The organism is Francisella uliginis (assembly GCF_001895265.1).
GTDB lineage: Bacteria > Pseudomonadota > Gammaproteobacteria > Francisellales > Francisellaceae > Francisella > Francisella uliginis.
Window position 1 is genome coordinate 1,362,357 of record NZ_CP016796.1, and the last position, 14,450, is coordinate 1,376,806.

Genomic DNA, 14,450 nt, shown 5'->3' on the forward strand with positions numbered 1-14,450 from the left:
CTATTTTACTATTCTTGTAGGTATATTATTTTTAAAAAGCTCTTGTTTTAACTCAGGTATAGCTATAATATCATCATGAAATACACTAGCTGCCAAAGCTCCATCAATATTCGTATACTTAAATACATCAATAAAATGCTGAATCTGGCCAGCTCCACCAGAGGCAATAACTGGTATTGATACATTTGATTGAACCTCTCTAAGATGCTCTATGTCATAACCACCTTTGACACCATCATGATTCATACAATTAAGAACTATCTCACCAGCACCTCGAGATTCAACTTCTTTTGCCCAGCTAACTGGATCTAATAATGTCTCTACAGTTTTATCAGCACTACCTGTATATTGGCAAACTTTAAATTCACCATCAATAAATTTACTATCTACACCAACCACTACACACTGTGTACCAAATTCATAAACTAGCTCATCTATCAAATCAGGTCTAGCAAGCGCTGCAGAGTTGACAGATATTTTATCTGCACCTTCATTTAATATGGCTCGAGCGTTTTCTACTGACTTGATACCTCCAGCCACACAAAATGGAATATTTATCTTTTTAGCTATCTCTTGTATCCACTTGATAGAGAGTAGCTTATTATCAGGACTAGCTCCAATATCATAAAATACCAGCTCATCAGCTCCTGCATCTGAGTATTTCTGAGCCAGATCAATAATATCGCCAATGATTCTATGATTTCTAAATTTTACACCTTTGACAACTACGCCATCTTTGACATCAAGACATGGAATTATTCTTTTTGTTAACATTCTAAAGCCTCTTGTAGTGTAAATTTATTCTCATATAGAGCTTTGCCTATGATAACACCATAAGTATTTTGCTCTTTTAGAATTTCTAAATCCTGTAAAGCCCCCACTCCCCCAGAAGCCATAAACTGAATATCTGGATAAATAGATGAGTAGATTCTATATAGCTCAAAATTTGGACCTTGTAGCATACCATCGCGAGAAATATCAGTACATAAAACATATTCAAGACCATCACCAAGATAAGTCTGCAATATTTCATCTAAAGTTGTTGTGCTAGACTCTTGCCAACCATGCGTTGCTATATAAGGTATTCCTTCTTTGATAAATACATCCAAAGCTAAAACTATCTTCTCAGCACCATATTTCTCAAAAAACTTCTTTGTTAATGCAATATCTTTAACAGCTGAACTACCAATAACTACCCTATCAACTCCAATCTCTAGAAGCTTTTCAATAGTTTCAAAATCTTTGACACCTCCACCAACTTGTAGCGTCATATTACAGTTTTTTCTAATCTGCTGGATAGTCTCAAATTGACAAGTTTGACCTTTTTTAGCACCATCTAAATCTACAACATGGATAAACTCTGCACCTGCTTGTTGATATGCTTTTGCAACATCTTTAGGCTCAAGCTCATAAATAGTAGTTTTATTAAAATCACCTTTTTCTAAACGAACACATTTGCCATTTATTAGATCTATCGCTGGAAATATATTCATTTACAAAACTCCCTGTATAAAATTCTCTAAAATCTTCATCCCGACATTACCTGACTTCTCAGGATGAAATTGAATGCCATAAAAATTATCTTTATTTACCATCGCAGTAAAATCATTTATATAATCATTAGTAGCTATACTAAATTGATTAAGCTCAGCATAAAAACTATGCACAAAATATACATAATCATCTTCTGCAATATCTTTAAACAAAAAATGATCTTTATTTACATTTTGTAAACTATTCCAACCCATGTGTGGAATACTAAAACCTTGAGTTTTCTTAAAAGCTTTTACTTTTTCAGGAAAAATACCCAAACAATTTATATTTCCCTCTTCAGAAAAACTATACATAATCTGCATTCCTAGGCAGATTCCTAAGACAGGTTGCTTAAGCTCTGGAATAAGCTTATCTAAATTATTTTTTCTTAAACTATCCATGGCTGATTTAGCATGTCCTACACCTGGCAAAATCACGCAAGCTGCCTTTTTAATTACTTCAGCATCATGTGTTAGGACTATTTGTCGACCTAATTTCTCAAAAGCATATTTTATCGATGCAAAATTACTCCCACAACAATCTATTATCGCTATCATAATACTCCCTTTGAGCTTGGAATCTCATCTATACCATCTTTAGCAATTGCCTGTTTAAGCACTTTTCCTAAGCCTTTAAAACATGCTTCTATCATATGATGAGTATTCTCACCTGTTACTTTGATATGTAGAGTTGCTTTTAGGCCTTCAGCAAAAGACACAAAGAAATGCTTCACCAATTCTACAGATAGATCCCCAACCATTTCTCGATCAAAATTCGCCTCAAATGAGCAGTAATTTCTACCACTTAAATCTAGAGCAATTTCAACTAAAGCCTCATCCATTGGTAGCAAGAAACCATAACGATTAATACCATATTTATCACCAAGAGCTTGGGCAATTGCTTGTGAAAGAGTAATTGCAACATCTTCAACACAATGATGATCATCGATATGAAGATCACCTTTTGCGTTAATTACAGCACTTATACCAGCATGCTTTACAATCTGATCAAGCATATGATCAAAGAAACCAAGACCAGTATCGATTTCTCGAGTCCCTGGAACATCTAGATTAACCTTTACAATAATATCAGTCTCATTAGTTACACGCTTGATTTCAGCTACTCTAGGTTTATTTAATATAGCTGTAGTTATATCATCCCAAGATTGATAATTTCCAACACCAAATTGAATAGGGTTAACTTTTATATTATGAGCTAATTGAATATCTGTCTCTCTATCTCCAATCACATAGCTATCTTTTAGAGAAATCTTCTGCTCTACTAAATAATCCATCAACAAACCAACTTTAGGCTTACGACAATTACAGTTTTCATGAGCAAAATGAGGACAAATTAAAACATCTTCAAATTCAATACCTTGTGATTTAAATACCTTCATCATCAGATCATGTGGCGCATCAAAATCCTCTTGTGGAAAAGACTCAGTACCTAAGCCATCTTGGTTCGATACCATCACAAGTTTAAAACCTGCTTTTTGTAACTTTTTAAGAGCTTCAAAAACATCTTCAAAAAACTCAAGCTTCTCAATACTATCAACCTGTTTATCTATAGGTGGCTCAACTATTAACGTACCATCTCTATCAATGAATAAATATTTATTTTGCTTCATAATCACTACTTAATTTTTGTAATACTTCGATTAATCTTTTATTTTCAGGTACTGTCCCTATGCTAATTCTTAGAACTTTTTCATCATTAAAAAAATGTGCCATGGAACGGACAACTATATTGTTTGCAATTAAATCATCAAAAACGTGCTTTTTAAAACTAACTAGTAAAAAGTTCGCATCTGATGAGTATACTTTGTTTACTATCGCTAACTGTTCTAGCTTTTCAAATACTAGCTGCCTCTGTTTTTTTATCTCTTCAACTTGAGCATCTAACTTAGCTAAGCTCTTATCATCAAGTAAATTTAATATCGTAGTTTCAGTAGTCTTTGGAATTGGGTATGGTGCTAATATTTTTCTAAGCCATTCAATCATATTAGGATTAGAAATTATAGTTCCTAGTCTAAGCCCAGCCATACCAAAAGATTTTGATAGCGTTCTTAGTACAACTAGATTCTGATATTTATCGATAAGAGTAATTGCAGACTGTTCACTACTAAACTCTATATATGCCTCATCCACTACAACTATACATTTACCTACCAAGTTTGTTAGTACCTTTTCAATCTCAGCTAAAGATAATGATTTACCTGTTGGGTTATTCGGGGTACATAAGAAAAGTAACTTACAATTATTAGCGATACTTTCTAAAAGCTTAGCAATATCAAGTTTAAAATCATTCTCTTGTTCAAGCTTTATAGTTTTATACTCTACACCTTGTAATTGCGCAGCTATTTTATACATTCCAAATGTTGGCTCTACTGCAAATACACTATCTTTTTGATACTCGCAATATAGTCTAAATAATAGATCAATTCCTTCATCACTACCTCGAGTAACTAACAAATTATTAGTTTTGACCTTATAGATATCTGCTAAATGCTGAACTAATTGTTGAGGTTGCTGTGAAGGATAACGGTTAAATAAATTTTCATCATTATAAGGAGATTCATTTGCATTAAGCCATATGCTCCCTTGAACTTTTAGCGATCTCGCTGATGAATAAGCACTAAACTTTTGTAAATCTTTACGAATTAATTTTTCTAGCTCTTGCATATTTTATAAGCTCTCCAAACGAATTTTTACAGCCATTTCATGAGCTTTTAAACCTTCTATGTCAGCTAGTCTCATTGCTATTTCACCTATATTTTTCATCCCTTGTTTTGAGACATTTTGAATACTTATTGCTTTCATAAAATCTATAGTTGCTAAACCACTATAAGCTTTGGCATAACCATAAGTAGGTAGCACATGATTTGACCCTGTAATATAATCTCCTAATGCCTCTGCTGCCCAAGGGCCTACAAATACAGCTCCAGCATTTTCGATACTATCAATATAATTATCTGTATTTTCAATATTTAAAATAAGATGCTCAGAAGCATATTCATTAGCTATACTGATTGCTTGTCTAAGATTATCTACAACAATAATTGCACTATTTTCTAAAGATTTTTCAATGATAGCTTTTCTTTGGGCTGTACTAGTCTGCTTAGAAACTTCATCTCTAACCTTATCAGCTACAGTCTGACTAGTTGTGATTAGTAGTGCTTGTGAGTCTGTGCCATGCTCAGCCTGAGCTAGTAAATCCGCAGCAACAAATCTAGGATCGGCCACTTCATCAGCAACTACTAAAACCTCTGACGGCCCTGCAGGCAAATCTATCGCAGCTCCTTGACTATCATTAGATACTTGTTGTTTTGCTTCTGTAACCCAAGAGTTTCCAGGGCCATAGATCTTATTAACTTTTGCTACTGTCTCTGTACCATAAGCTAGAGCAGCTATCGCTTGAGCTCCACCTAATTTATAAACCTTAGAGACATTGCAAATATCCGCAGCTATTAAAATTAATGGATGAACATTACCATTTTTATCACAAGGAGTAGTTACATAAACCTCTTTACAACCTGCAATTTGTGCTGGAGCTGCTAACATTATCAAAGTTGACACTAAAGGAGCTGAACCGCCAGGCACATACAAACCAACCTTTTCGATAGGTTTATAAACTTTTTTACAAACCACACCATCATTAGTATCGCAAACAGTAGTTTTTGGCTTCATTACCTCATGATAATTAGATATACGAGCTATAGAGCTTTTAACCAAGTTAATATCATCTTGTGAGACTAGTGAGTAAGCTTTTTTAATCTCATCTGCTGAGACTTCAATACTATCTAAATCAACACCATCAAACTTAGAAGTAAATTCAAAAAGAGCTTTATCACCAGTTTGCTTAACCTCGTTTAAAATGCCTCTAACACCTGAGACTAAGCTAGCTTTATTAGCAGAAACTGGGCGAGATAAAAGCTCTAATTGCTTAGCTACACTAAGCTCTTGCCAATTATATATTTCAATCATTTTCGTTACTTACTCCAGCATTTTTTCAATTGGTAAAACTAGTATAGAGCTAGCACCAGCTTCTTTTAACTTCTCTAAAGTTCCCCAGAAAACACCTTCTTTGGTAACTAAATGTACCGCGACTTTACTATCACCATATATAGGCATAATAGTTTGACCCTCATGGCCTGGTAAAATGTGTGAGATCGTATCAACAGCATTTTTATCAATATGAAACATAATATATTTACGTTCTTGGGCATGTTTTACACCCTCAATTCGTCTAAGTAATAACTCATAATACTCTTCTAATTCTTCACCAAAACTCTCATTTGAGCGAATTAAAATAGCTTGGCTTTTCATTATGGTATGAATCTCTTTAAGGTTATTCTCTTCTAATGTTCTGCCAGTAGAAACCAAATCACATATGGAGCTTGCCATTTGTAAATTTGGTGCGATCTCAACAGATCCAGAAATAGATAATGGATCAAGACCTAAATCATTCTTATCAGAAAACTCTTGTACCAGATAAGGATATGAAGTTGCTATTCGCGTATTTTTTAAATCATTTAAATTCTCACTAGCATTATTTGATACAGCTATGGATAATCTGCACTTACCAAAACCTAGTTTTTTAGTTTTGATAATATCATTGTTTTTATTAGTATCTTTTATGCTTAGTAAATACTCTTCTAAAACATTCTCACCAACTATACCAAAATCACAAACGTTACCATTTACTAATGTTGGAATATCATCATCTCTTACAAAAAGAAAATCAATCGGAGCATTTATTGAATGACATAATAAATTACTTTTACTCGAAAACTCTACTTTGACACCTATTTTACTAAATAATTCCATTGAATTATCATATAGCCTGCCTTTCTTTTGTATAGCGACTCTTAATCTTTTTCTCATTTTAATTCTCTTTTTTGATTTTGTTATAGATAGTGTTGTAACCATTTGTTCCATAGGTAAGACATCTCGCAACTCTACTAATAGTTGTAAGACTAACCCCTGTTTCAGCATGGATTTGGCGATATGATTTATCTTTTTTTAATTCTTTAACCACTCTCCAACGAGCAGCCATAGCCATTAAGTCTACTGGCGTACATAAATCTTCTAAAAAAAGCTTTGCATCATCTACAGATTCAAAGTTCGTGAAAACCTCATAAAGACCTTGGAGATTTTCTTCATTATTTTTTATTTCAGACATTTAGAATAAACTAATGTATCAATGTACTAACATAGTAGTACAGCATAACAACATATTCAATAAAAATAAAAGATTTATTTTTTAATTTTTAGAACCTTCACTTAAATCAATCGTACGCTGTAGATTAATCAACCATTTTGGACGATTATGGCTAGCTAATATTCTTTTATTGTTAAAAGCAAAAACAAGGTCCTTTTGCACTTCACTTTGAGGAAATATATAATCAATATTTATGTATTGTTTTTTATTATTCACTAACTTTGTAATAGTATATGCTATAGTATCATCTTCAGGTTTATGTATTTCCTTAATATAAAAGTCAGAATCTTTATTCTTCCGATAAACTGTCTCTAAATCTCCAAAACCATAAGCAACAGATTTCAGTGGAAATGCTACCATCAAACGCATATCATTCAAAAAACTATTTTTATCACATTTAATATCTTTTGGTGTATGTTCGTAGCCATATATATTCAAACCTATAATTGTTAGATTATCTCCAAATAGTTTTTTAGTCATTTGCTGACCAGAATGAGAGATTATTTCTTTATTATGAGAAATATCTATTGATGAAAATATATCTTTTATAGAGTTGTTTTTATCTCTGTATATTAATATCTTTGTATTATTCTCATATATAATTACTACACTATCTTTATCATTAGGAATATCTCCTAGGTGTATATCTTTTATCTTATATTCAGGTAAATATATAGTAGTATTGTGTAACTTAAATTTATAAGCGTTTATCTTTGTTGATGTTTTAGGTAATTTTTTGAATGTAGAATATAGGTTAGAATCTTTTAACATCTTATTTTTTATACTCAGACAATTGCTAATATCTTCTGAATCTAAAGAATTATCAAAGTAATAATTAGCACTAACAATGAAAATAATTAGAATAATAAAGAACAATATCATTCTAGTAATCATTTTTTTCATAGCTGTAAATACTATCTAATAAGTATAACGATTTTCTGCATAATAATAGCTACCATCTTTATTTATATTTACATAAAAATCCGTATTCTTATATTTAAATATATTAGCTTGATGACTACCATAATCACCACCAACTTGAATTACTGAACCAGGTCTTTTCCCAAATATTTCTGGAGCCTTTAACTGCTTTAGATTAGAACTATCGGTATTTGAAATCCAAAATGATGAGTTATATTCATAATTCTGAGTATTAGAATAAAAAACAAAGATTATTACGCCAGATTTATTCTTCCCTGTATAAAAATAAGTTCTTACCCATTCATAATTAATATACATAGAACCATCTGTAGCTGTATATTTATGAGCATTACCATCATTACCTATTACAGTTAATACAAAATGATTTTTATTGCTGTTATAACCTTGAGAAGGATCTGTTGTATTAACATAAAATAGCTGACCTGTATCTGATTTTAAAGGTGAATTCTCAGTATCAAAACGATCAGCATCGTCAGGTAAAATAAATGCTGATATTTTACCCTTCTCATTCATCCAAAATATAAACTTATAGTTTTCTCCACTCTCTGCATCTTTGAATAACATCCCAAAACTATCTTTTGTTGAGTTTACTATTACTGAAGCAAAATTAGGTTTTATTTTTACGCCCTGCTTCTCAAGAGGGTTATAAATATCTTTAGCTAAATCAACTTTAGATAATTTAGAAGTATTTTTATTTAACTCTAAAAAGTACTTTTTACCTTCTGGATATATTACATATACATCTTTTAAAGATGCTAATTTTCTTAACCCTTTAACATCTTTATCTACAGAATAATCACTAGCTTCATCATTATTATAAATATATATATGCTTAGGGTTATTACTCTTGCTCCATATAACCAAGCCATTATCTAATGAATATAGACTGATATCAGACAAATTCTTCTCATGAAACTTTGTAACTTGAGAAAAGGAGAAATTATCTACTAACTTATATACAAAGATATTATTTTTACTATCTGTAATTACAATATATATATTTCCTTTTGTATCTTTTATTACATATTCATGATTACTACCCTTTATATTTATAACTGGATTATCAATAACTTTATGTGAATTTTTATAAGTTATAAAAAGTTTATTTCCTTTTATATAAAATATATTATTTTTTACAAACTCATCAATACTATAAATTTCTGATGATTTATCAACTTTTGATATTTGCCCATCTTTAGATATAAAATATGTATCATTTTGATTCTTAACAATAAAGTCACCAGCTTTTGTCACCTTTATATCAGTAATAAAAGAAAGATTTCGATATTCTTGTATACTACCATCTGCTTTTATTAAAATACCAAATGATGATTTATAAAGTTTATTCGGTTTTTCATCAGGATCTTTAACTGACATAAAAATTGCACGACTAGCCTCACCGACAGAATTAAAACTTGTATATCTTATTTCTTTAAGACCATTTGATTTACTCCAGATATAAGCTTTCTTATAATCTATATTTCTTCCATCTGCTAAGAAATATATAAGATTACCATCTTTACTTTGCTTTAAATTAGGTAAGGTGTAAAACTCTTTCTTATAGATAAACTTATAGTTATCTTTATTAGGTAGTAATAAACCAAGTAAAGATGGTCTATTGTTAAAGCCAGACTTTATATAATTAACAATATATCCATGATCATTATTTATTGGCTTTATTGAATAAGTGGAATAACCATTATACATAAAAGGTAATGTAAAATCTTTATAACTACCATTTTCAAAAATAACTGTTATAACTGATGAGTCTACATAACTTATTACAATGCTTTTATTTTTGTCATTATAATGAACATCTTTTATTTGCTTATCTGATAAGTCATTTTTAGATATTCTTATATCCTTAATTATACTTCTATCATATGTGTATAACAATTTACCATCACTTATCATAGCTCCAACCTTAGGATTGCTTTTAGAGTATTCAAATGGTGGTATACTATTTACAATAGCATCTATGGCAACCTGAGAAGTATTATAATCTAGATGATAACCTAATGTTAAATATAATAATTTATCAGTCTTCTTATTTTTTACAGTTACTAAACATTCTGCAGACATACTATTAAGTTGGCATTGATTACCGTTTATAATCTCAAAATCAGTAGGTATGGAGCCTATTGCCAATGTTCTTTTCTTATCGAGATCAGAAAGGTTTTGAGTATCTGCTATTTTAAAATATTTTGTTGCTAAAAATATGTTACCTTTAGATAAATCTTTTTCTTTTATCTTTAATGAAATCTTATCTGTCAGTGAGCTAACTGCCCTATTATTATCAGATGATTTAGCATAATTGTGACTAGAGTTTTTCTCAGAAGTTGAATTTAATGAAGTTTCTTGTTTTTGGCTCTGTGAATTTTTAAGACTTTTTAAGTACACTAAAGTCCCAACCATCAAGACAAGAATAAATAAAACGATAAATGCACTAATAGCTATCTGTATCTTTTTCATCAACTAAACCTTACTTATCTTTTTTATTAAAACTTTTGTATAAAACATAGTATAGAAACACAAAACTCAAAAATGCAATTATCAAACTTACTAGTGAAGCTATAGAATTTATATGCTGATAGTAGAGAGAAATATCACCATTACCATCTCCCATTCCAGGACACTTAAATTCGCCACTATATACAGCTCCCGCACCACCAAGCGTAGAACAGTAAGCTAGCATAGCTCCTGAAGCGAAAAAAGCATATATTTTACCAATAATAAAAGTAACAACCCAGACAAGCACTGATACAGCTAGCGATATTAATAAGGGTCGAATAAGTATTTCTTCATTTAAGTCATCATCTTTTTGATCAAAACTTATATCTGAGAAGCTATTAGATTGCTGTGATATGTGTTGATCATCTTTCTGTTTAACTTCATCTTCTTTGTTTTTGTCAGATGGATCATTAGTCTTATCTATGGTTAAAATAGTATCTTGATCAGAATCTATAGATTCAACATTTGTATTAAAATATTTGCTACCATTTCTAATAATTAACATAGCTAATGCAATTATATACGCTTGACTATATGTTGCGCTCATATACTTTGTGGTAAAAGGCAATACTATAAAAGCAACAAAAAATATAACTATCCAACTTATCTTTAAACTTACTTTATTTAATATAAAAATAAGCAAATATGAATATACAATAAAACTAATAATATTAGTCGTTATATTCAACACTGAGTATGCATTTTCTAAAGTTTGTCCTTGAAAACCTGCTGTATATGTCCAAGCTAGTAAAAAGTAAGCTCCTATAATTAAAAGTCCAATAATTGCATATAAAATATGCTTGAGACTATTATAGCTTTTTGCCATACACGTTAATATACTACTAAAGACTATAGTAAATGCTACAAAGATAGACGCACTAGAGAAATTAATCATTATAAGATATGTATCAAAATCAATACCATTCGTGTTATATGATTTATTAGCTAAGAAGCTAAGTGTATATCCTACAAGCAAAACTAAAAGTGCAATAGCTGATAAGATTCTTAATAGCATATTAGATTGTAATGTTTTATTAGTTATTTCTATCTTAGGATCTGATAAAAGCATCATAATCATTAATACAAATAATATAAATAATAATAAACCAGCTAGTAAGCTAACAATCATATATATTAGAGAATGATTAGAGCCTAAATAAAATACAGAAGATAAACCAGAAAATATAATATATATAATTCCAAACCAATAGAATAATCGAACTGTTATTTTATTGGTATATCTTCGCCATATTGATGGCATCAAAACAAGTGGAAACATTGCAAGTAATGACATAGCATAAATACTTTGTGATCTAAAAGAATCAGCAAGATTTGTACTACCTAAGCAAGCAAATAATAAATAAACTATTAAATAACCAACAACAACGATTGATACTTTTATGAGAAGTTTATTAGTTTGTTTTCTCTCTAGTAAGTTATGTATAAATTTATTATTTAGCATATAGATAAGAAAATACCAAAATAATGTAAAGCCTAATACAACTAATCCAAATATTACAGTTAACATGAAAACTCCCTATATGATAAGTTACTTATTTAAGTACTTATCTTTAGTAAACAAAAATAAAATAGCAAAAAATAATGTATATGTGCAACCTAATGAATATTCCTTATAAAACACAGGTAGTATCAATATAGTTAAAAATGAAATGCTAATTATTATTATTCTTAAGTTATTTTGTTTTAATAGCATCACAAAGAAAGCTGAATAAATAAAAAACTCAACAACATATCGTAACTTATACACACTAGAAATCATCATTAAATAATCTTTCGTTGATAAGTTAGCATAGTAAGTAGATATGGCTGTAAATGCGCCTACAGTAACAACACCTACAAGTATCATTAATATAGCTATTATAATAGTTCCTCTAATAACCCTATATCTATAAGCTAATAAAGACATTATAAAATAAAGTGTTACTATACTTGCAACATCTATAAAACAATGTCCTATATTACTAAGTAAAATAGTCTGATAAGTACTATAGTTGCCACTTTCGTACATGTTAGAAGCATATGATGCAATTATTGCGCCAATTATAAATATTATTGATATAAAAATAGCGCCAATATTTATAACTAATTTATTTAGTAAAGGTTTGTTTTCGGTTGTTTGTTTTATCTTTGTGCTTAACATCACAATAAAGACAATAAGTATTAAAAAGGCTATAAGTGAGATTATAAGAGATGAAATTGGAGAAAGGTTTGCTTGACTCAATATTATTATCAAATCAGATATAACAACATGCACCAAAGATAACCAAAAAAATACTCTTATTGAAATATTATCAGCAAACCTTCTCCATAGAGTAGGTAAAACAACAAAAGGTATTGCTGAAATAATTGTCACCCCTATAAATGTACTAGCTCTTATATTTTGAACAATTGCCTGATCTGCTACTAGTAGTAAAATCAAAATACCCAGTGTATATAAAATCATTGTTATCGATGAAAAAATTAAAAGCTTGTTAGCATTATTTTTAATCGTCAAATCTATAATATATTTATTATTCAGAATATATAAACCTATATACCACAAGATTATTAGGGCTAATGATACAAGTCCAATTATAAATTGCATTTTATCTCCTTTAATTAATATCTAATATTTTAAGCAATTCTAAGAAGGTATGATACTCACGAAGCTCAAGATCTCTTAAATTATTAGGAAAATTTTTTGATATATTATTTAAAAAGCTTTCAATATTTATATTGTGATTATCTATGCAGACAAACCTCTCTGCATCTTGACCATTAACCTGAAGCCTAAAATCAAATAAGTTTTTCTTATAAAAATCTATAAGTTTAATAACCCTCGTTGCATCAAAATAATTAGCTGCTTGGACACTATTGCTTTGATTATATGAGACTTTATAATTTTTATTAAACTCTGGGGATGCTGTTATTTGGCTTGATTTATTACCAAATATTTTAAATATTGAGTATTCAGCTTTTAGTTTAAAGTTAAACGAGGGTAAGTTTTCAATATTATATTAAGATAAAATTCTTCTCGTATTTTTTGTAAATAGTATTATTATCAGAATCTTTATCTTTTTTCTTGTAGAAATAAGTTCCAATAAAACATTTTCCAAAATCTCTTTTAAATTCACGTACTTCTTCAACCCCATAAGAAGCATCACCTTTGGGATAATTTAACTGATGTAACAAGACTGGTAATATATCTATTTCTGTATGCTTAAAACTATACTTAATATCTAATAACCTATCTTTTAAGAGATATCCTATTTCACTCTCAAGATTAAAATTATTAATACTTTTATAAAAAAGCTTATAATAAAATTTTGAATATAAGAATAGTGCTGGTAATAAAGAAACAAACCACAAAAGCATAAGTATAATTCCTAGAAAACTGACTATACTAGCAATAAAATTTATAATATTAAAAAATAACCAGCTATATACAAATATAAACAAGGCAAATGAAAAAAAGAAACCAAAGAAATGTAATATTGGTAAAAAAACAGATTTTCTTTTAAAAGAATATTTTTTAAATATTTTTTCAACATTCATATAAAAGGTATTTATATCAGTATCAGCACTTAGCTCACTCTCTAACTCTTGCAATAACATTTCATTTTTAAGCATCTATAATTCCTAAAAATTTGGTTTAAAACCACCTAGAGAGTCTTCACTTTTCTTATGTTGAAAATTATCAAGCTTATGTTTTTTTAAAAAAATAGCATTTATGATAGAGTGCGGAAACATTGTAATACTATCATTAAAAGCATTAACACAAGAGTTAAAGATCCTAATTGATGATGTTACATTAGTGTAGTTATCTGACAAACTGTCCATAAATTTCAAATAAACTGTATTAGATTTAAGATCTGGATATTGTTCTAAGCGTACATTTAATTTAGAAATTAATTGCTCAGTTTGATCACAGCTTTTTGATAGCTTATCTAAATCAATTTCATCAGAAGATGTTTTTTTAATACTTTCTCTCAAACTAACTATATCGGTAAGGGTAGCTTTTTCATAATCTTTATAACTATCCAAATTAGCCTCTAACCTAGGTATGAGCTCAAGAAGTTGTTTTTGATAAACTACAGTATTTGACCATGCTCTTTTAGTATTATTTTCATTAATAATAATATTGTTATATAACCTAATTGGAAGGTAGATAACACTTACAATAACGACTATAAATAAAGCTAATATAAATAGCTCAAGCATAGACAAACACCCTTAAATAA

14 protein-coding genes are annotated in these 14,450 nt (G+C 29.5%); all 14 read right to left on the bottom strand.

What is annotated here, in order from left to right; all coding sequences use genetic code 11:
* Entirely contained in the window at nucleotides 1–774 is a 774-nt protein-coding gene (gene hisF, locus F7310_RS06425; protein ID WP_072712628.1) for an imidazole glycerol phosphate synthase subunit HisF, read from the bottom strand.
* Entirely contained in the window at nucleotides 768–1,493 is a 726-nt protein-coding gene (gene hisA / locus F7310_RS06430; RefSeq protein WP_072712629.1) for a 1-(5-phosphoribosyl)-5-[(5-phosphoribosylamino)methylideneamino]imidazole-4-carboxamide isomerase, read from the bottom strand. Before hisA ends, hisF begins: the two co-directional genes overlap by 7 nt.
* Nucleotides 1,494–2,090, bottom strand: a complete 597-nt coding sequence (gene hisH / locus F7310_RS06435; protein WP_072712631.1) for an imidazole glycerol phosphate synthase subunit HisH — start codon at nucleotides 2,088–2,090, stop codon at nucleotides 1,494–1,496.
* On the bottom strand, nucleotides 2,087–3,163 hold the full coding sequence (gene hisB / locus F7310_RS06440) for a bifunctional histidinol-phosphatase/imidazoleglycerol-phosphate dehydratase HisB (protein ID WP_072712633.1): 1,077 nt from the start codon (nucleotides 3,161–3,163) through the stop codon (nucleotides 2,087–2,089). Before hisB ends, hisH begins: the two co-directional genes overlap by 4 nt.
* Nucleotides 3,150–4,217 (bottom strand): histidinol-phosphate transaminase, encoded by a 1,068-nt coding sequence (hisC, locus tag F7310_RS06445; RefSeq protein ID WP_072712635.1) that lies wholly within the window; start codon nucleotides 4,215–4,217, stop codon nucleotides 3,150–3,152. The genes hisB and hisC overlap by 14 nt, the downstream gene beginning before the upstream one ends.
* A gap of 3 nt (nucleotides 4,218–4,220) precedes the next feature.
* Nucleotides 4,221–5,519: a histidinol dehydrogenase gene (gene hisD / locus F7310_RS06450; RefSeq protein ID WP_072712636.1), complete on the bottom strand. Its 1,299-nt coding sequence runs from the start codon at nucleotides 5,517–5,519 to the stop codon at nucleotides 4,221–4,223.
* Nucleotides 5,520–5,528: 9 nt separating this feature from the next.
* Nucleotides 5,529–6,419, bottom strand: a complete 891-nt coding sequence (gene hisG, locus F7310_RS06455) for an ATP phosphoribosyltransferase (RefSeq protein ID WP_072712638.1) — start codon at nucleotides 6,417–6,419, stop codon at nucleotides 5,529–5,531.
* A gap of 1 nt (nucleotide 6,420) precedes the next feature.
* The gene (locus F7310_RS06460) at nucleotides 6,421–6,717 is read right to left on the bottom strand and encodes a YerC/YecD family TrpR-related protein (protein WP_072712639.1); all 297 of its coding nucleotides are present in this window, start codon (nucleotides 6,715–6,717) and stop codon (nucleotides 6,421–6,423) included.
* Between the two features lie 81 nt (nucleotides 6,718–6,798).
* The gene (locus tag F7310_RS06465) at nucleotides 6,799–7,659 is read right to left on the bottom strand and encodes a hypothetical protein (protein WP_072712641.1); all 861 of its coding nucleotides are present in this window, start codon (nucleotides 7,657–7,659) and stop codon (nucleotides 6,799–6,801) included.
* A 15-nt stretch (nucleotides 7,660–7,674) separates the two neighbouring features.
* The gene (locus tag F7310_RS06470) at nucleotides 7,675–10,170 is read right to left on the bottom strand and encodes a hypothetical protein (protein ID WP_072712643.1); all 2,496 of its coding nucleotides are present in this window, start codon (nucleotides 10,168–10,170) and stop codon (nucleotides 7,675–7,677) included.
* A gap of 10 nt (nucleotides 10,171–10,180) precedes the next feature.
* The gene (locus F7310_RS06475) at nucleotides 10,181–11,737 is read right to left on the bottom strand and encodes a hypothetical protein (protein ID WP_072712644.1); all 1,557 of its coding nucleotides are present in this window, start codon (nucleotides 11,735–11,737) and stop codon (nucleotides 10,181–10,183) included.
* Nucleotides 11,738–11,758: 21 nt separating this feature from the next.
* Nucleotides 11,759–12,814 (bottom strand): hypothetical protein, encoded by a 1,056-nt coding sequence (locus F7310_RS06480; RefSeq protein ID WP_072712646.1) that lies wholly within the window; start codon nucleotides 12,812–12,814, stop codon nucleotides 11,759–11,761.
* Nucleotides 12,815–13,221: 407 nt separating this feature from the next.
* Nucleotides 13,222–13,839, bottom strand: a complete 618-nt coding sequence (locus F7310_RS06485; RefSeq protein ID WP_072712648.1) for a hypothetical protein — start codon at nucleotides 13,837–13,839, stop codon at nucleotides 13,222–13,224.
* A gap of 9 nt (nucleotides 13,840–13,848) precedes the next feature.
* Entirely contained in the window at nucleotides 13,849–14,430 is a 582-nt protein-coding gene (locus tag F7310_RS06490) for a LemA family protein (protein ID WP_072712649.1), read from the bottom strand.
* Nucleotides 14,431–14,450: the final 20 nt, after the last annotated feature.